The organism is Streptomyces yokosukanensis (genome assembly GCF_001514035.1).
Classification (GTDB): domain Bacteria; phylum Actinomycetota; class Actinomycetes; order Streptomycetales; family Streptomycetaceae; genus Streptomyces; species Streptomyces yokosukanensis.
In genome coordinates this window covers 122,813-141,059 of sequence record NZ_KQ948218.1, presented here as the reverse complement: position 1 = coordinate 141,059, position 18,247 = coordinate 122,813, and the positions used below count along the sequence as shown (strand labels likewise).

The 18,247-nt window shown below is 71.3% G+C and carries 13 protein-coding genes; 3 read left to right on the top strand and 10 right to left on the bottom strand.

Annotated features, from left to right (window positions below; genetic code table 11):
* Positions 1 to 23: 23 nt before the first annotated feature.
* The gene (locus tag AQI95_RS29775; RefSeq protein ID WP_067130650.1) at positions 24 to 1,619 is read right to left on the bottom strand and encodes an acyl-CoA carboxylase subunit beta; all 1,596 of its coding nucleotides are present in this window, start codon (positions 1,617 to 1,619) and stop codon (positions 24 to 26) included.
* 154 nt (positions 1,620 to 1,773) lie between these two features.
* The gene (locus AQI95_RS29770; protein WP_107121790.1) at positions 1,774 to 4,122 is read right to left on the bottom strand and encodes a polysaccharide lyase 8 family protein; all 2,349 of its coding nucleotides are present in this window, start codon (positions 4,120 to 4,122) and stop codon (positions 1,774 to 1,776) included.
* A gap of 113 nt (positions 4,123 to 4,235) precedes the next feature.
* On the opposite strand from AQI95_RS29770, the gene AQI95_RS29765 reads away from it, so the two are divergent.
* Positions 4,236 to 4,832: a YceI family protein gene (locus AQI95_RS29765; RefSeq protein WP_067130646.1), complete on the top strand. Its 597-nt coding sequence runs from the start codon at positions 4,236 to 4,238 to the stop codon at positions 4,830 to 4,832.
* 98 nt (positions 4,833 to 4,930) lie between these two features.
* Here AQI95_RS29765 and AQI95_RS29760 read toward each other — a convergent pair whose 3' ends face one another.
* A complete protein-coding gene (locus tag AQI95_RS29760; RefSeq protein WP_067130644.1) occupies positions 4,931 to 6,304 on the bottom strand; it encodes a hypothetical protein in 1,374 nt (457 codons plus the stop codon).
* Between the two features lie 48 nt (positions 6,305 to 6,352).
* Positions 6,353 to 9,367 carry a glycoside hydrolase family 3 protein gene (locus AQI95_RS29755; protein WP_067130642.1) on the bottom strand — a complete coding sequence of 1,005 codons (3,015 nt, stop codon included), beginning with the start codon at positions 9,365 to 9,367 and terminating at the stop codon, positions 6,353 to 6,355.
* 165 nt (positions 9,368 to 9,532) lie between these two features.
* Here AQI95_RS29755 and AQI95_RS29750 point away from each other — a divergent pair, with 165 nt between their 5' ends.
* Both AQI95_RS29750 and AQI95_RS29745 read left to right on the top strand, forming a co-directional pair.
* Complete coding sequence (locus tag AQI95_RS29750; protein ID WP_067130639.1) at positions 9,533 to 11,410, top strand: ricin-type beta-trefoil lectin domain protein; 1,878 nt, start codon at positions 9,533 to 9,535, stop codon at positions 11,408 to 11,410.
* Positions 11,411 to 11,473: 63 nt separating this feature from the next.
* Positions 11,474 to 12,067: a GOLPH3/VPS74 family protein gene (locus AQI95_RS29745; protein WP_067130637.1), complete on the top strand. Its 594-nt coding sequence runs from the start codon at positions 11,474 to 11,476 to the stop codon at positions 12,065 to 12,067.
* Here the strand turns inward: AQI95_RS29745 and AQI95_RS29740 are convergent, their stop codons facing one another.
* The 6 genes from AQI95_RS29740 to AQI95_RS29715 all read right to left on the bottom strand — a co-directional run.
* Complete coding sequence (locus AQI95_RS29740; protein WP_067130635.1) at positions 12,068 to 12,493, bottom strand: VOC family protein; 426 nt, start codon at positions 12,491 to 12,493, stop codon at positions 12,068 to 12,070.
* 13 nt (positions 12,494 to 12,506) lie between these two features.
* On the bottom strand, positions 12,507 to 14,117 hold the full coding sequence (gene cimA / locus AQI95_RS29735; RefSeq protein ID WP_067130632.1) for a citramalate synthase: 1,611 nt from the start codon (positions 14,115 to 14,117) through the stop codon (positions 12,507 to 12,509).
* Between the two features lie 285 nt (positions 14,118 to 14,402).
* Complete coding sequence (locus tag AQI95_RS29730) at positions 14,403 to 15,713, bottom strand: MFS transporter (protein WP_067130629.1); 1,311 nt, start codon at positions 15,711 to 15,713, stop codon at positions 14,403 to 14,405.
* A gap of 50 nt (positions 15,714 to 15,763) precedes the next feature.
* Positions 15,764 to 16,369, bottom strand: a complete 606-nt coding sequence (locus tag AQI95_RS29725) for a TetR/AcrR family transcriptional regulator (protein ID WP_067130626.1) — start codon at positions 16,367 to 16,369, stop codon at positions 15,764 to 15,766.
* Between the two features lie 17 nt (positions 16,370 to 16,386).
* Positions 16,387 to 17,427, bottom strand: coding sequence for an agmatine deiminase family protein (locus tag AQI95_RS29720; protein WP_067130623.1), 1,041 nt, complete (start codon positions 17,425 to 17,427; stop codon positions 16,387 to 16,389).
* Positions 17,428 to 17,450: 23 nt separating this feature from the next.
* Positions 17,451 to 18,247, bottom strand: a 797-nt coding sequence (locus AQI95_RS29715; protein WP_159056606.1) for an amidohydrolase family protein, incomplete at its 5' end; no start/stop codon positions are given.

Here is an 18,247-nt window from a genome sequence, read left to right as displayed (position 1 = left end):
GTTGCCGCGGCGGGTCCGCTCGGTTACTGCGGCGGGTTGCCGTGCTTGCGGGAGGGCAGGTCGGCGTGCTTGGACTGGAGCATCGCCAGGGACTTCGCCAGGACCTCGCGGGTCTCGGCCGGGTCGATGACGTCGTCCACCAGGCCGCGCTCGGCCGCGTAGTAGGGGTGCATCAGCTCGGCCTTGTACTCCTTGACCATCTTCTGACGCATGGCCTCGGGGTCTTCGGCCCCGGCGATCTGCCGGCGGAAGATGACGTTCGCGGCGCCCTCGGCGCCCATCACCGCGATCTCGTTGGTCGGCCAGGCGTAGGTGAGGTCGGCGCCGATCGACTGGGAGTCCATGACGATGTACGCACCTCCGTACGCCTTGCGCAGGATCAGCGAGATCCTCGGCACGGTCGCGTTGCAGTACGCGTACAGCAGCTTCGCACCGTGGCGGATGATCCCGCCGTGCTCCTGGTCGACCCCGGGCAGGAAGCCCGGCACGTCCAGGAAGGTGACGATCGGAACATTGAAAGCGTCACACATCTGGACAAAGCGCGCAGCTTTTTCACTCGCCTCGATGTCCAGCACACCCGCCAGGACCTGCGGCTGGTTGGCGATGATGCCGACCACCTGGCCGTCGATGCGGCCCATCGCGCAGATGATGTTGCGCGCCCAGCGCTCGTGGACCTCCAGGTAGTCGCCGTCGTCGACGATCTCCTCGATGACCTTGGTCATGTCGTACGGCCGGTTGCCGTCCGCCGGGACCAGGTCGAGCAGGTTGTCGGAGCGACGCTCGACGGGGTCGGAGCACTCCACCCGCGGCGGGTTCTCGCGGTTGTTCTGCGGGAGCAGGGAGAGGAGGTAGCGCACCTCCGCGATGCAGGTCTCCTCGTCGTCGTACGCGAAGTGGCACACACCGCTGGTCTCGGCGTGCACGTCGGCACCGCCCAGGCCGTTCTGGGTGATCTCCTCGCCGGTGACCGCCTTGACCACGTCAGGTCCCGTGATGAACATCTGCGAGGTCTCGCGGACCATGAACACGAAGTCCGTCAGGGCGGGGCTGTAGGCCGCGCCGCCCGCGCACGGGCCGAGCATCACGCTGATCTGCGGGATGACACCGGACGCCTTGGTGTTGCGCTGGAAGATGCCGCCGTAGCCGGCCAGCGCGCTGACGCCCTCCTGGATCCGGGCGCCCGCGCCGTCGTTCAGCGAGACCAGGGGCGCACCGGCCGCGATGGCCATGTCCATGATCTTGTGGATCTTCGTCGCGTGGGCCTCGCCCAGCGCGCCGCCGAAGATCCGGAAGTCGTGCGCGTAGACGAAGACCGTACGGCCCTCCACCGTGCCCCAACCGGTGATCACACCGTCGGTGTACGGCTTCTTCGCCTCCAGGCCGAAGCCCTGGGCGCGGTGCCGACGCAGCTGCTCGACCTCCTGGAAGGACCCGGCGTCGAGGAGCAGCTCGATCCGCTCCCGCGCCGTCAGCTTGCCCTTGGCATGCTGCGCCTCGGTCGCCTTCTCGCTGGGGCCTGACACGGCCCGGGCACGAATGTCGTGCAGCTCGGCGACCCGTCCGCGCGCGTCCGTCGGCTCACCGGTCGGCTCACCCGTCGTCTCTTCCAAAACGGTCATGTAGCGACCTTACGAAGGACACCAAGGAAAGCGAGCCGTTGACTCCGTACAGTCTCCGGCCCGTTTTCCTGGTACCAGTGAACAGAACCATGGCCGTGTGCAGCCCTTCCGACTGCTCACAGGGCGTTGGCGTTGTAGGGGGGCCACAAAGGCGTCACCTGAGAGCCACCTCACATTCGCGGCCGGCGCATGCCATCCCCGGAGTGACACGGAGCCTCAGAGAGCGGTCCGCCGACAGGACCTCCACACCCTCTCCGGCTCGGTTCACCGCCCGCACCGGACGGTGCCAGACGATCTCCAGCGGTTCACCCGTTCGGGGTGGTTCGCTCACGTGGAGGGTGGCCGTACGGCCCCGGCGTACGACGAGCACGCTCGCGCCCCCGGAGACGGCGAGGCCCCCCACCGTACCGGCCCGCCAGAAGTTCGCCCCGATCAGCCCCAGCCGGGGGACGACGACGGCCTGGCGGCCGGTGTCGTTGGCGAGGACGGACCACCAGTGGCGGTGTGCGGCCCGTGCGGCGGTCTCGGCGCGGGTGGCACCGGGCAGCAGGACATACGCGTAGCGGGCATCGGCCGGATCGGTGCCGTGGTCGAACCACAGGGTCTGCCAGCGCCGGGTGCGCCGCTCGTCCGTGCCGCCCGTGTTGATGTCGGACCAGGCGCCGGTGCGGTCCTCGCGCAGGGTGTGCAGCTCGCCTCCGCACGACAGGATCCAGCCACCGTGCTCGGCGAGGTGCGCCCAGTTCGGGCCGCGCGCGAAGGCCTGGGTGCCGCTCTCGCCCAGATTGCGGTTGTCCACGACCGTCTCGACCGGGACGCCGTCGGCGCAGGTGATCCCGGCGCCGAGACAGACCACGGCGTCGTCGAGGAAGAACCAGGACTTGCGGGCCCGCAGCGTGGAGCCGAGCCCTTTCAGATCCTGCCCGACGGCCGCGTACCGGCCGTCCGTGACCCCGCCCACCCAGCGCGCGTCCGGTCGGGGTTCGCCCCACTCGCCGCCGGCGCGGTCGGCGAGCCGCCTGGTCGAGACCGTGGTGCCGGGCAGCCGGTACCAGTCGACGGTCGGCCAGAACCAGTCCGTGTACTGGTCGGCCCGGCTGCCGCGGCATTCCGGCCACCAGTACAGCATCCCGGATCCGGTGTGCCAGCCGCGCGGGTTCTCGCCGTTGCCGCACTCGTAGTGGGCGATGCGGTCGCTGGCCATGGCGAGGGCCGCGGTGAACCGGGGGCCGCGGTGGACGGCACGGTCCATGGCCGGAAAGAGCCGGTGACCGAGCCGTTCCGGGGCCGGCGGGACGGACGAGCCGACGACCGCGGCAAGGCGCGCGAGGTCGGCCACGCCGAACTGGTCCGCGGTCGGCACCGGTGTGACGGTGTCCCGTTGGGCCCACCCCTTCACCAGCCCCGACCACCGGCGCCGCTCCCGCCGCCCCGCACCGGCCGCGAGCAGCGCGACGGCGGCGGCGAGCGCCTGCCCGTGGTAGTGGTCGCTGCGCATGAGGTGGAGATCGTCGCCGCGCAGGCAACCCCGGCTGATGGCACGGCCGTTGACGCAGTCCATCACCAACCCGTCGTGGATCAGGGGCGCGTAGGCGTGCTCGACGGCGTCGAGGATGTTCCGCCGGGCGGGGTCGGTGATCTCCCACGGCGATCCGGCGAGCAGGGCGAACAGCCGCCCGAGGCCGTCGAGCAGGACCTGCCCGTACGTCCCCGAGTACGCGACCCGCGTGTGCTGGACGAAGGAACCGTCGGCGTAGAGCCCGTCGCCCCGGGTGACGTACGGGAAGACCGGTGAGAGCGCGTCCCGGGCGAGGGCGAGGCGGCGCGCGTCCCGGCCGAGGACGCCGCGCAGGGCGACACAGCGACACAGGTCGACGCGGTTGGCACCGGTGGAGATGCCGGAGTAGTCGGTGAGCAGGGCGTCCGGGACGAAGTGGTCGACGGTCGCGCACGCGGCGCCGACGCGGTCCGCGCCGAGCTGCTCGTACAGGGCGGCGGTGATGTCCATGAGCAGGCGCGGACTGCCGATCCGCCACTCCCACCAGTTGCCGTACGGGCTGGTCGAGGGGGTGTAGACGGTGGCGGAGAGATGGTCGAGGCCGCGCAGTACGGCGGCCAGGAGGCCGGGGTCCGCGGTGACGCCGGTGCCGGGCTGGACGCAGGCCTGGGCCATGGTCCACAGCCGGTCGTAGCTGAAGGTGATGCCGGAGGGCGGGTCGAAGGCGTGACCGGGCCAGAGGGAGTCGGCGGCCGGGGCCATGGCGGCCGCGAAGTCCCGTGCCCGGGTACCGAGTCGGTGGAGCCGGGAGGCGTACGGCTCGGCGTCCGGGTCGTAGCCCGAGCCGAGGGCGATGCGGAGCCAGCGGCGGCGCAGGATGCCGTAGGGATCGGCGGATGCCGGGCCCGGGACGAGGGCGGCGGCCAGCAGCGCGCGTCGGGTCAGCCGAATGGAACCGGTCACCGCCCTCGCCACCCCCTCCTCGACATCACTCCATGTAATCATGAAGACACGTCGTGGATGCAGTTGAAAACTGAACCGAATGGGTCTAACGTCAAATCCACGGGGTTCGTTCAACGTTCAACATACTCTCGACAGACACACCTCTGGAGCACGTCATGGGCATCTTCGGCCGCAAGGACACCACCCCCAAGACCACCGCCGCGGGCGCCGACCTGACCGCGCTGAGCGGCGACTACACCATCGACCCCGCGCACACCACGATCGGCTTCACCGCCCGGCACGCCATGGTGACCAACGTCAAGGGCGGCTTTCACGACTTCACCGGGACGCTGCACCTGGACGGTGCGGACCCGGCGAACTCCACCGCCACGCTCGACATCACGATGGACAGCATCGACACCGGCAACGGCGACCGGGACGGTCACCTGAAGTCGTCCGACTTCTTCAAGATCGACGAGTTCCCGACCATGACCTTCCGCTCCACCAAGGCGGAGGCCCTCGGCGGCGACGAGTACCGCATCACCGGCGATCTCTCGCTGCTCGGCGTGACCAGGCCGATCACCATCGACCTGGAGTTCAACGGCGCCGCGAAGGACCCGTTCGGCAACGAGCGCGTCGGCTTCGAGGGCAAGACCGAGATCCTGCGCTCGGAATGGGGCCTGACCTGGAACGCGGCACTGGAGACCGGTGGCGTCCTGATCTCGGACAAGATCAAGCTGAACTTCGACATCTCGGCGATCAAGAACGCGTGACCCTCCGGGGGTTCGGCCGGACCGCCCCACGCCTCGAACTCGCACCGCGCGAACGGGGAGGGCCGGCCCTCGCGCGACGCGGTCGCATCGCCCCGCCCTCAGAAGCCCCCGCCGAAGTCGCCCCCTCCGCCGTCTCCGCCGCCCCCGTCGAAGCCTCCGCCGTCTCCGAACCCGCCGCCGAAGTCACTGGAGTCGAAGTCGGTGCCGGAGACGTCGCCGCCCTGGTAGCCGCCGCCGAAGTCGGGGCCGCCGAAGTCGCCGTAGCCGGTGCCGTAGTCGGCCGCGTACGACGGGGTGGCCATCATGCCGCCGAGGAGGGTGCCGACGAGCAGGCCGGGCAGGATGCCGCCGCCGAAGTAGCCGCCCGCCCAGGGGCCGTAGGCGGGGCCCGCGTCCCAGTAGGGGCGGCGGCCCTGGTCGGTGTCGACCTCGCGGATCACCGGGTCGCGGCCGTCGGCCAGCCGGGTGGCGTCGGCCGCGCAGACGGGGACCTCGCGCGGGGCGCCGCCGGGCGGGGTCCAGGCGGCGTCGGCGACCGAGGGGCCGTGGCGCGGATCGAAGAAGCAGGGCGGACGGCGCTCGGGCAGCGACCGGCCCTCGCGGCGGGCGGCCAGCAGGGCGAGTGAGAAGCGGCCGTCCTGAAGCGTCTCGGTGACGGTGCGGACGTCCTCCGGGCGGCCCGCCTGGGCCATGCGCTGCTTGGCGGTCTCGTAGGCGTCCAGCGCATGCGCGTAGTCGGCACGCATCGCGTCGTCGGCGCCGGGCTCCCCGGGCTGGAAGTCGAGGCGGTCCAGTTCCTCGCCGAAGGCGGTGATGTCCTCGTCCACGACCACCCGGAGCCGGTCCAGGGCGGCCCGCTGCTCCTCCTCGTGGCGCCGGCGGTTGCGGCGGACCAGCGCGTACGCGCCCGCGCCGACGGCCACCACCACCGCGCCGAGGGCGATCAGCGCCGTGGCGGACCCACCGCCGCCCGAGTCGGAGACCCCGCCCCAGCTCTTCGGGGCACGGCCGCCCATGTTGGCCAGCGCGCGGTCGGTGAAGTCGGTGAGCTGCGCCTTGGCGGACTCGCCCTGGACGCTCGCCACCAGGTTCTGGCGGGCCGTCGCCGACATGACGGAGGAGTCGGCGCGGGCGTCGAAGCGGTCGCCCAGGCGGATGCCGTACAGGCCGGTGACACCGGTGGCCGCGCGCAGGTCGGAGAAGAGGCCCGCGGTCGGGTAGCCGGCCGGAAGCACCGCGATGAACAGGGGTTTGTCCGCGTCCTTGATACGTTTCGCGAGCGCGTCGGTGTCCGTCCTCGACAGCTGGCCCGAGGCGGCCGGGTCGACGTAGACCGGGCTCTTGCGGAGCGCCTGGGCGATCGTGGAGACACCGGTCTGCGCGCTCGCCCCGGGCGCGAACACGGTCGCGAGGACCAGGGCGAGGGCGGCCAGCAGCAGTGCTGGGAGGCTTCGGTTCCGCAGGGCCTTCATGCCCCGAAAGTACCTGAAGCCTCCCATAGCCGAACACTTCGGAAGAGGCTAGGCGGCCCGGTACGCCTCCGTCAGCTTCTCCACCGCCTTTCCGTACCGGCCGGTGAGCAGCAGATGGTCGGCGTCGGCGAAGGGCTTCGCCACCGCCTCGGTCATCCGCTCCCCCACCCTGTTCTGCACCAGCAGCCGCGCCCGGGTCACCAGGTCACGGCCGGTCCGGCCGTCGCCCGTCCGCTCGGCCGCCGTCGCCGCCGCGGCCCACGCCTTCAGCGTGGCCGTACCGCCGCGCGGGACGTCGGTGAGCGTGGTCAGCCCCCAGCCGTAGGGGAACTGCGGGTCGTACGACGGGTCGCCCACGTTGATCGGCAGCTGGGACTCGGACTTCGGCCAGGTGACGGGGAGCTGCCCGGTGAAGGGGCGCTTGCCGTAGAGGACGTCGGCGACGCCCTCGCCCTCGGTGCCGGGCAGCCAGGAGGCCACGAGCGCGTCGATCCCGTCGAGCCGGTCGCCGACGAGCTGCGGGCGGCCGGAGACGATCAGCACCGCGCACCGCATGGCCGCGCACACCTTGTCCACGGCCGCCTGGTCGGCGGCGGACAGCCGCAGGCTGTGGCCGTTGCCGACGTCGCCGACGCCCTCGGCGTAGGGGGTCTCGCCGACGACGACCACACCGACGTCGTAGCCGTCGGTCGGGGCGGAGGCGTCCTTGGAGTAGGTGACGTCCCCACCGGCCTCGCGCATGCCCTGCAGGACGGTGGTGCCCTGGGTGCGGGTGCCGGACGCGCCCTGCCAGGTGAGGGTCCAGCCGCCGGTCTGGTTGCCGAGGTCGTCGGCGTTGGACCCGGCGACGTACACCTTCTCGCTCTTCTTCAGCGGCAGCAGTCCGCCGGAGTTCTTCAGCAGCACCTGCGACTCGGCGGCGGCCCGGCGGGCGACCGCCCGGTGGGCCGGGGAGCCGATGGCGGCGGCGCCCTCGGTGTCGGCGTAGGGGTGCTCGAAGAGGCCCAGCTCGAACTTCCGGGTGAGGATGCGGGAGACCGCGTCGTCGATCCGCGCCTCGCTGATCCGGCCCGCCTCGACCTCGTCGACGAGCGTGCCGCTGAAGTCCTTGTAGCCGTACGGCACCATCATCATGTCGACGCCCGCGTTCACCGACGTGCGGACGTGGTTCGCGTAGTCGCCGGGGAGCTGGTCGATGGCGTTCCAGTCGCTGATGACGAAGCCGTCGAAGCCCATGCGGCCCTTCAGCTCGCCGTTGATCATGTCGCCGCGGGCGTGCATCTTCACCGCGCCCTTGCCGTCGCCGACGATGTCGAGGGAGGAGTACGACGGCATGACCGTGCCGATCCCCCGCTCGACGGCGGTCCTGTACGGCGCCAGGTGGATGTCCTCGAGCTGCTGGCGGGTGACCGTGGTGACGCCCTGGTCGATCGTGTAGGTGCCGGTGGTCGAGGAGCCGTAGGCGGTGCCGCCGTCGCCGACGAAGTGCTTGGCGGTGGCGAGCACCTTGTCGTTCCGTTTCAGGTCCCGGCCGTCGGCCCGGCCCTGCAGGCCCTGGATCATGGTCTCCATGGACTGCACGAGGGCGGGGTCCTCGCCGAAGGACTCGTAGGAGCGGCCCCAGCGTTCGTCGCGGCTCACGCACAGACAGGGCGCGAAGTCCCAGGGGATGCCGGTGGCGCGGACCTCGGCGGCGGTCACCGACCCTGTGGTGTAAGCGAGTTGGGGGTCGCGGCTCGCGCCGATGCCGATGTTGTGCGGCATGATCGTGGCGCCGGCCAGGTTGTTGTGGCCGTGGACCGCGTCGACGCCGTAGATCAGCGGGATCTGGAGGCGGGTCGCCTGGGCCCTGAGCTGGAAGCCGTCGATCATCTGCGCCCAGGCCCCGGGGGTGTTGGGCGTGGGCGTGGAGCCGCCGCCGGAGAGCAGCGAGCCGAGGGCGTACGTCGCGATGTCGCCGCCGGTGCCGACGGCCCCGCGCTCGGCCTGGGTCATCTGCCCGGCCTTCTCCGCCAGGGACATCCGGGACAGCAGATCAGCGACGCGCTTCTTCACCGGCAACGCGGCGTTCTGGTACGGCAGTCCGTGTGCGTCGATGACGATCTGCGGGGTCTCGGCGGGGGCCTTGGCGCCGGTGACGGTGAGCTTGAGCGGGACGGTCTTCGCGACTGCGGCGCCCTTGCTCCTGCGCGTCGGCACCTCGATCGTCCGTGCCGCGCCCGAGGCGGTGCCGGCCGGGAAGGTGAGGGTGCCGGAGACCGGGGTGTAGTCCTTTCCGGCGGTGGCGGTGCCGCCTTCCGTCGTGTAGGTGACCGTCACCGGGTCGTCGACGGGCCGGTCGCCCGTCGTGGCCAGGGTGACCTTCACCCTGGCCGTGCCGCCCGGCGCGACCGGGTGGACGGGCGCGTCGATGCCGACGGAGGCGCGCAGCGACTGGTCGGCCCTGCCGTACAGCTCGACGTCGTCCACGGCGAAGTCGCCCTTGGTGCCGGCCGGGAGGGTGACCGCGTACCCCCACATCTGTGTCAGGCCGAGGACGTGGTCGATGCCGCCGACCGGCTGGTAGTCGGTGCGGTAGGTGAAGTCCGTGAAGGGGATCTCCATCCGCTTCCAGCCGGTGAAGTCGTCGGTGAAGGAGGTCGTCCAGAGTTCCGAGGCCTCGCCGTTCGCACCGCCGTCCTTGATCTCGAAGGCGATCTTCCGGCCGTTGTTCCGGCCGTCCCACCAGAAGCGGATGCCCTGGTGCGCGGACCAGTCGTGGGCGGGCCGGTCGGCGGCGAAGTCGTGGGTGAAGCCGCCGTAGCCGCTGATGTCGTAGGTGCCGGAGAGCACCTTGGCGCCCTCGGGGGCGTCGGCGCGGTCGGCGAGGCTCAGGGTGGGCGGGTCGTCGGCGTCGCTCCCCCAGGTGAAGATGCCGTCGGCGGGCTGGGCGGCGAAGGGGACCTCGCCCTCGAAGCGGTCGACGGGCACGGGGGCGGGGTCGTCCGCGGCGTGGGCCGCGGCGGACAGGGGCAGCAGGGCGGCGAGCAGGGCGCCGGAGACGAGCAGGGCGGTTCTCGGCATAGACCTTCCCTCGGCTCTCATGGTTCACTCATGGCTTAGATCACGCCGTGAGTTAACTAACGGCTCCCCAACACGTCAAGACGGTACGTCAGTTGTGCCGTCCCCCGCTCGATCCCCGTTCTGCCGATCCCGGCTCTGTCGACCCGAGAGGAAGGGCGACGCACCATGAGGAGAACCCGGAGAACCCCCCGCACCGTCCGGCTGCTGCTGGCCGGGCTGCTCTCCGCCGCCGGCTTCACCGCCGCCGTACCCCCCGCGCACGCGGCCGGCGAGCAGGTCACCGCATGGCTCACCACCACCGACGACTCCGCCGGACGGCATGTCGTCCGGGGTCTGCAGGCGCAGACGCCGTTCGCCTTCCAGTCCGGCACGGGCGGTGGTGGCACGAACATCACCGTCGACGAGAACACCCGGTACCAGACCTTCACCGGCGGCGGCGCGTCCTTCACGGACACCGCGGCCTGGCTGATGAACAGCAGCGGCGCGCTGTCGCAGAGCACGCGGGACGCCACCATGCGCAAGCTGTTCTCGCCGAGCGACGGCATCGGGCTGTCGTTCCTGCGCAATCCGATGGGCGCCTCGGACCTCGCGCGGTACGGCTACACGTACGACGACGTGCCGTCCGGGCAGACGGACCCGAACCTGAACAGCTTCTCCGTCGCACACGACCTCGCGGACGTCGTGCCGCTCACCAGGCAGGCGCTCCAGCTCAACCCGTCCCTGACGGTGATGGCCTCGCCGTGGACGGCCCCGGCCTGGATGAAGGACAGCGGCTCGCTCAACGGCGGCTGGCTGAAGGCCGAGGACTACGGGGCGTACGCCGCCTACTTCGTGAAGTACCTCCAGGCCTACCGGGACCAGGGGATAGACGTCTCGTACGTGACCCCGCAGAACGAGCCGACCTGCTGCTCCGGCTACCCGTCGATGAGCTGGAACGCGAGCGGGATCGACTACTTCCTCAAGAACGACCTGCTGCCGCAGCTGCAGTCGGCGGGGCTGTCGACGAAGGTCCTGGCCCACGACTGGAACTGGGACACCTACGACTCCTACGCCGCCCAGTCCGTCGACGACGCGGCGATCCGCAACCATCCCGACTTCGGCGGGATCGCCTGGCACGGCTACGGCGGTGACGTCTCCAAGCAGACCACCGTGCACGACCATTACCCCGCGCTGGACGCCTTCGCCACCGAGCACTCCGGCGGCACCTGGATCGCCGACCAGCAGCACGAGGACATGACCGACATCATCGACTACACCCGCAACTGGGCGAAGTCGGTGACCAAGTGGTCGCTGGCCGTGGACCAGAACATGGGCCCGCACAACGGCGGTTGCGGCACCTGCACCGGGCTGGTCACCGTGCACGACGGGGACGGCGCGAGCGGGACGGTGGACTACACGGTCGAGTACTACGACATGGGCCATCTGACGAAGTTCGTCCGGCCGGGCGCCCAGCGGATCGCGTCGACGGCGTCCACCACGGTGCCGAACGTGGCCTGGCGCAACCCGGACGGCAGCAAGGCCCTGATCGCCTACAACGGCTCCTCCTCGGCGCAGACGGTCACCATCGACTGGGGTTCGCAGCACGCCACCTACACGCTGCCCGGGAAGACCTCGGCGACCTTCACCTGGTCCGGCACGCAATCGGACGGCGGCAGCGGCCCGTCGGGCTCGTTCGTCGGCCTGGCGGGCAAGTGCCTCGACGTCGCGGGGGGTTCGAGCGCGAACGGTACGGCCGTGCAGCTCTACGACTGCAACGGCAGCACCGCCCAGAAGTGGACGGTGGCGGCCGACGGCTCGGTGCAGGCGCTCGGCAAGTGCCTGGACGTGACGTCCGGCTCGACGGCGGACGGGGCGAAGGCGCAGCTGTACGACTGCAACGGCACCGGGGCGCAGCGGTGGTCGTACAACGCGTCCACCGGGGACGTCGTGAACCTCGCCGCGAACAAGTGCCTCGACGTGACGGACAACTCGTCGGCGAACGGGGCACGGGCGCAGATCTGGTCGTGCACGGGTGCCGCCAACCAGAAGTGGCGTCTGGGGTGACGGTTCCCTGACGGCGCGGGTCATGGCCGAGCGGGTGGGCGGTGGGTGGGAGACGATGACGGTATGACCACACCGCAGGATCTGTTCCTCGTCAGCCTGGACGTACCCGGCGAGCGCCCCGTCGAGCAGGGCGATCTGTCGCTGGCGCTCGCGGGCGCCGAACTGATCGACCTGCTCGGCACGCGGGCGCTCACTCTGGACGGTGAGCGCATCGTGCCCGGTCCCGTGCCGGCCACGGGCGACCGGACGCTGGACGCGGCCGGGGCGGCGCTGAACCGGCAGGAGCCGTACGAGACGGTCGAGGACTGGCTCTGGCGCCGGGGGCAGGGGCTGGCCGCCACCTACCGCGACGCCCTGGACGCCGAGGGGCAGCTCTCCGGGAAGCGGCCCCGCTGGCCGCGCCGGGCCGAGAAGGAGGCGGCCGACACCCCGGCCCGGCGGCAGGCGGCCGACCGCTGGTGGTCCCGGGAACCGGTCCTCGCCGCCCTCGCCGCCACCCTGGGCATCGAGGACGAGCGCCCTGCAGAGGCCCCCGCCGAGGAGGCCGTCGTCCTGGTCGTGGCGGCGGTCGGCGACGCGGTGACCGAGCTGAACGCGGTCCGCGAACGGCGCCGCATCGAGAACGCGGCCTTCGACAACATCTGGCGGGCGCCCTGACTACCGCGTCGGCTCCCCGATGCCCATCAGGTTGCCCTCGCTGTCGCGGAACCAGGCGGCACGCTCGCCGCGCGCGCCCCTGCTCGGGTAGTTGCCGTCGATCTGCGCGATGCCGTCCCGGGTGCGGAACCCGGGCGCGTCCACGTCCTCGAACACCACGCCCCGGCCGCGCAGCTCCGCCACCACCGCGTCGAGGTCGTCCACCTCGAAGGCCATCTGGGTGAAGGTGCCCGGCGAGGCCCCGGTGGAGCGGAACACCACGAAGTCGATCCCGCCGCAGCGGTACAGCAGCCCGCCGGGGCGTTCGTCGACGGCTTCCAGGCCGAGCTTGTCGGCGTAGAAGCGCCGGGCCCGCTCCAGGTCCCCGGCAGGCAGCCGGGTCGCCACGCGGGCCCGGGAGAGAAGGTCGTGCGCGTCGTCGCTCATACCTCCACTGTGGCTACTCGGCCGGTTCCACGCCCGCCCGCAGCAGCCCATAGGTGTACGCGTCCTCCAGGGCCTGCCAGGAGGCGGCGATGACGTTCTCGGCGACGCCGACCGTGGACCACTCGCCGGAGCCGTCGGAGGTGGAGATGAGCACCCGGGTGGTGGACTGGGTGCCGTGCTTGCCCTCCAGGATGCGGACCTTGTAGTCGACCAGGTCCAGCTTGGCGAGCTGCGGGTAGATCTTCTCCAGCGCGACGCGCAGGGCGCGGTCGAGCGCGTTGACCGGGCCGTTGCCCTCCGCCGTGGCGACGATCCGCTCGCTCTTGGCCCACAGCTTGACCGTGGCCTCGTTGGCGTGGGTGCCGTCGGGGCGGTCCTCGACGATGGCCCGCCAGGACTCGACGTCGAAGTACTTCAGCGGGCGGCCCTCCACCTCGCCGCGGAGGAGGAGTTCGAAGGAGGCGTCGGCGGCTTCGTAGGTGTAGCCCCGGAGTTCGCGCTCCTTCACCCGCGCGACCACCCGGCCGACCAACTCGCGGTCGCCGCCGAGGTCGACGCCCAGCTCCTTGCCCTTCAGCTCGATCGAGGCGCGGCCCGCCATGTCGGAGACCAGCATGCGCATGGTGTTGCCGACCAGCTCGGGGGCGATGTGCTGGTAGAGGTCCGGGTCGACCTTGATCGCGGAGGCGTGCAGACCGGCCTTGTGGGCGAAGGCCGACACTCCCACGTACGGCTGATGGGTGGAGGGTGTCAGGTTGACGACCTCGGCGATGGCGTGCGAGATCCGCGTCGTCTCGCGGAGCTTGCCCTCGGGCAGCACCTTCTTGCCGTACTTCAGCTCCAGGGCGGCGACGACCGGGAAGAGGTTGGCGTTGCCGACGCGCTCGCCGTAGCCGTTGGCCGTGCACTGCACATGGGTGGCGCCCGCGTCGACGGCGGCGAGTGTGTTGGCGACCGCGCAGCCGGTGTCGTCCTGGGCGTGGATGCCGAGCCGGGCGCCGGTGTCGGCGAGGACCGTGGCGACGACCGCGTGGACCTGGGCGGGGAGCATGCCGCCGTTGGTGTCGCAGAGGATGACGACGTCGGCGCCGGCCTCGGCGGCGGTGCGGACGACCGCCTTGGCGTACTCGGGGTTGGCGCGGTAGCCGTCGAAGAAGTGCTCGCAGTCCACGAACACCCGGCGGCCCTGCTCCCGCAGATGGGCGACGGTGTCCCGGACCATCTCCAGGTTCTCGTCCAGGGTGGTGCGCAGCGCCAGTTCCACATGGCGGTCGTGCGACTTGGCGACCAGGGTGATCACCGGGGCGCCGGACGCGAGCAGGGCCTTGACCTGGGGGTCCTCGGCGGCCTTGGCGCCGGCGCGGCGGGTGGCGCCGAAGGCGACCAGTTGGGCGTGCCGGAAGGCGATCTCGGCCTGCGCGCGGGCGAAGAACTCGGTGTCCCGGGGGTTCGCACCGGGCCAGCCGCCCTCGATGAAGCCGACGCCGAAGTCGTCCAGGTGCCGGGCGATGGCGAGCTTGTCCGCGACGGTGAGGTTGATGCCCTCGCGCTGCGCGCCGTCGCGCAGCGTGGTGTCGAAGACGTGGAACGAGTCGTCGAGCTCGCTGGTTGCCGTCTCGGTCATGGTCTCAAGGCTCCTGATTGTGGATCTTCGGTCTTACCGGATCGACCGGCTCCACCGTCCCCCAATGGTCCCTCGCGCTGCGCCGCCCGGCTGTCGGTGGGCCGGAAAACGAAAAAACCCCTCGCGGGTGCGAGAGGTCTGCGCGCGGGTCGAGGACGACGATGGCCACCCGTACCTGGTCGTACGTGTGGTCACTGCGGACCGGCGCGCCTGCTGCCAATAATCATGGCGAACGAGAGCACGGAGGCAGTCTCGCACAGCGCCGCCCCCGACTCACGGACCGTCTCAGGATGCGGTCGTCAGACTGGACTCCCCGGCCCCTTCCGCCTTCTTCACCCGGGTCAGATCCAGATCCCTCGTCTCGCGCATGGCGACGTAGACCACGAGCGACACGGCGGCGCACCCGGCGACGTACCAGAAGAAGCCGGACTCGATCCCGGCGTTCTTGAACCACAGCGCGACGTATTCCGCGGTGCCGCCGAACAGGGCGTTGGCGATGGCGTACGGCAGGGCCACCCCGAGGGCGCGCACTCCGGTCGGGAACAGCTCGGCCTTCACGCAGGCGTTGATCGAGGTGTAACCGGTGACGACGACCAGGGCGAGCAGGGCGAGGCCGAGGGCCGGCCAGTAGCCGTGCGCGTGCCTCAGCAGGGTCATGATCGGCACGGTGAGGAAGGTGGAGCCGACCGCGAAGGTGATCAGCAGCGGGCGCCGCCCGATCCGGTCGGAGAGACGGCCCGCGAGCGGCTGGAGCGCGGCGAAGACGGTCAGCGCGGTGAAGGAGACGAGCGTCGCGGTCTGCTTGGGCAGGCCGGCCGAGTTCGACAGGTACTTCGTCAGATAGGTGGTGTACGTGTAGTACGCGACCGTGCCGCCCATGGTCAGGGCGATGACCAGGAACGCCTCCCGCCTGTGCTGCCACAGGGCGCGCAGGGTGCCGCGCTCCTCGGCGTGCGAGTCGTCCTCCTCGTACACCTCGGTCTCCAGCATGCTGCGCCGCAGATAGAAGATGACCGCCGCGCCCAGCGCGCCCACGATGAACGGGATGCGCCAGCCGTAGCTGTGCAGCGCGCTGTCGGACATGGTGTGCTGCAGGATGATCTGCAGCCCGAGGCCGAGGATCTGCCCGGCGGTCATGGACACGTACTGGAAGCTGGAGGCGAACCCGCGGTGCTCGGGGGCGGAGGCCTCCGTCAGATAGGTGGCGCTGGCCGCGTACTCGCCGCCGACCGAGAGTCCTTGCAGCAGGCGGGCCACGAGCAGCACGAGCGCGCCGCCGTAGCCGGCGACGCCGTAGGTCGGGGCGACGGCGATGAGCACGGCCGAGGCGGACATCAGCGTGACGGTCAGCGTCAGCGCCGCCTTGCGGCCCTTGCGGTCACCGACCCGGCCGAGCAGCCAGCCGCCCACCGGGCGCATGAAGAAGCCGACGGCGAAGATGCCCGCGGTGTTCATCAGCTGGGCGGTGGGATCGCCGCTCGGGAAGAACGCGCCGGCGAAGTACGTGGCGAAACTCGCGTACACGAACCAGTCGAACCACTCGACCATGTTCCCCGCCGAGCCGACCCAGATCTTCTTCCAGTGTTGTCGTCCCATGCGGCGTAACCTGCCCGGCGGCGGCGCGGGCAACCACAACGGTCCCGCGGCTACGGGACCAGAAGCGCATCGGCGACGAACTCCCGTACATGCGCCAGCACTTGCTCGCGACCGGTGCCGCGCAGCCCGATGGCCACATGGATGGAGAACCCGTCGAGCAGCGCACGCAGCCGCGCGGCGAAGCGGTCGGCGTCGACCTTCCGGAACTCTCCCCGCGACATGCCCTCGGCGAGCAGCGCGACCAGGTCGCGGTGCCAGGCCCCCTCGATCGCGGCCTGCCGCGCACGCGCGTCGTCGTCGGCGTTCAGCGAGCGGTTCCAGACCTCCAGCCACAGCGTCCAGTGCGGATCGCGGTGGCCGTCCGGGACGTACAGGTCCACATACGCGTCGAGGCGCTCGCGGGCCGGGCCGCCGGCGGCGAGCAGACGGCCGCGCTCGGCGCCCAGCCGGCCCTCGCTCCACTCCAGGGTCTGCAGCAGCAGCTCGTCCTTGGAGCGGAAGTAGTAGAGGAGATGGCCGCTGCTCATCCCGACCTCGCGGCCGAGCGCCGCCATGGTGAGCTTCTCCAGACCGCGCTCGGCGATCATGTCCATGGCGGCGGCGAGTACCTCCTCGCGCGGCGGCGCGTTCCTCCGCGCCCGTGCCGCACCGGCCATCCCTGTCTCCTACACGTTCATGCCTTCGGCTGCTGCTGGGTGATGCAGTGGATGCCGCCCCCACCCGCAAAGATCGTACGCGCGTCCACCAGGGTCACCGTCCGCTCGGGGAACAGGCGGCGGAAGATCCCGGCGGCGATCTCGTCGCGCGGGTCGTCGAAGCCGCACAGCACCACGCCGCCGTTGCAGATGTAGTGGTTGATGTAGGAGTAGTCGGCCCAGTGGCCGTCGGCCTCCAGGACGGTCGGCGCGGGCACCTCCACGACCTCCAGCCGGCGGCCCCGGGCGTCGGTCGCCGACTTCAGCAGGCCGATGACCTCCTTGCTGACCTCGAAGTCGGGGTGCGCGGGGTCCGGCTGGTGGTGGGCGACGACGACGCCGGGCCGGGCGAACGCGGCGACGATGTCGACGTGGCCGAGGGTGCCGAAGCCGTAGGGAGGGTAGTCGCCGGTGAGACCGCGCGGCAGCCAGATCGCCTTCTGGGTGCCGAGGTGGGCGTGGATCTCGGCCTCGACCTCCGCCTTGGACCAGTGCGGGTTGCGCTCGGGGCCGAGCTGCACGGTCTCGGTGAGCAGCACGGTGCCCTCGCCGTCGACGTGGATCGCGCCGCCCTCGTTGACCAGCTTCGAGGCGTACGTCTTCGCGCCCGCGAGGTCGCCGACATACGCGGCGATCTTGGAGTCGTGCTCCCAGCGGGCCCAGTCCTGGGCGCCCCAGCCGTTGAACGTCCAGTCCACGGCGGCCAGTTCGCCCTGGCCGTTCGTGAGGAAGGTGGGGCCGATGTCCCGCATCCAGGCGTCGTCCAGCTCGCGCTCGACGGTGGTGACGGCAGGGCCGAGGAGAGCCTGCGCGTCGGCCGACTGGCCGGGGCCGCAGACCACCGTCACCGGCTCGAAGCGGGTGATCGCGCGCGCGACCGACGCCCAGGCGGCGCGCGAGGCGGCCAGGTCGTCGGGGGCGTCGAAGGTGGGGTTGGGGCCCGGCCACGCCATCCAGGTGCGCTCGTGCGGGGTCCACTCGGCAGGCATGCGGAAGCCGTCGGCGGCGGGGGTGCTCATAAGTGGTCCTTGTCTGACGAACATCACAGGAAGTAGAGGCGGTTGAGGGAGACCGAGTCGGCGGGCTCGGAGCGCAGCGGGTCGCCGTCCAGCGTGACCAGACCGGTGCGCTGGTCGACGTCGACCGCCCCGACACGGGCGTTGAGCCGCAGGTCGGCGGGGCCGATGCCGCGGGTGCCGCGCACGGCGACCCTCCTGCGCCGGGTGGGCATCTGGTCGCCTCCCTGGTCGACGGCGGCCTGGGCGACGAACGCGACGGAGATGTCCGCGGGCGTGGCGCCGTACGAGCCGAACTGCGGGCCCAGCACGAGGGGTTCGCAGGTGTCGGTGGCGGCGTTGGGGTCGCCGACCACGCCGTACGCCGGGAAGCCGGACTTGAGGACGAGCTGCGGTTTGGCGCCGAAGTACTCCGGGCGCCACAGCACGATGTCCGCCAGCTTGCCGGTCTCGATGGAGCCGACCTCGTGCGAGAGTCCGTGGGCGATGGCCGGGTTGATGGTCAGCTTGGCCATGTAGCGCAGGACGCGCGCGTTGTCGTCGCCCTCGCCGTCGCCCTGCATCGGGCCCAGCTCGGCCTTCATCTTGCCGGCCATGGCGAACGTGCGGCGCACGGTCTCGCCGGCCCGGCCCATGCCCTGGGCGTCGGAGGAGGTGATGCCGATCGCACCCAGATCGTGCAGCACGTCCTCGGCGCCCATCGTGCCCGCCCGGATCCGGTCGCGGGCCATGGCCGCGTCGCCGGGCAGGTCGGGCTTGAGGTCGTGGACGGAGACGATCATGCCGTAGTGCTCGGCGACCGCGTCCCGGCCGAAGGGCAGAG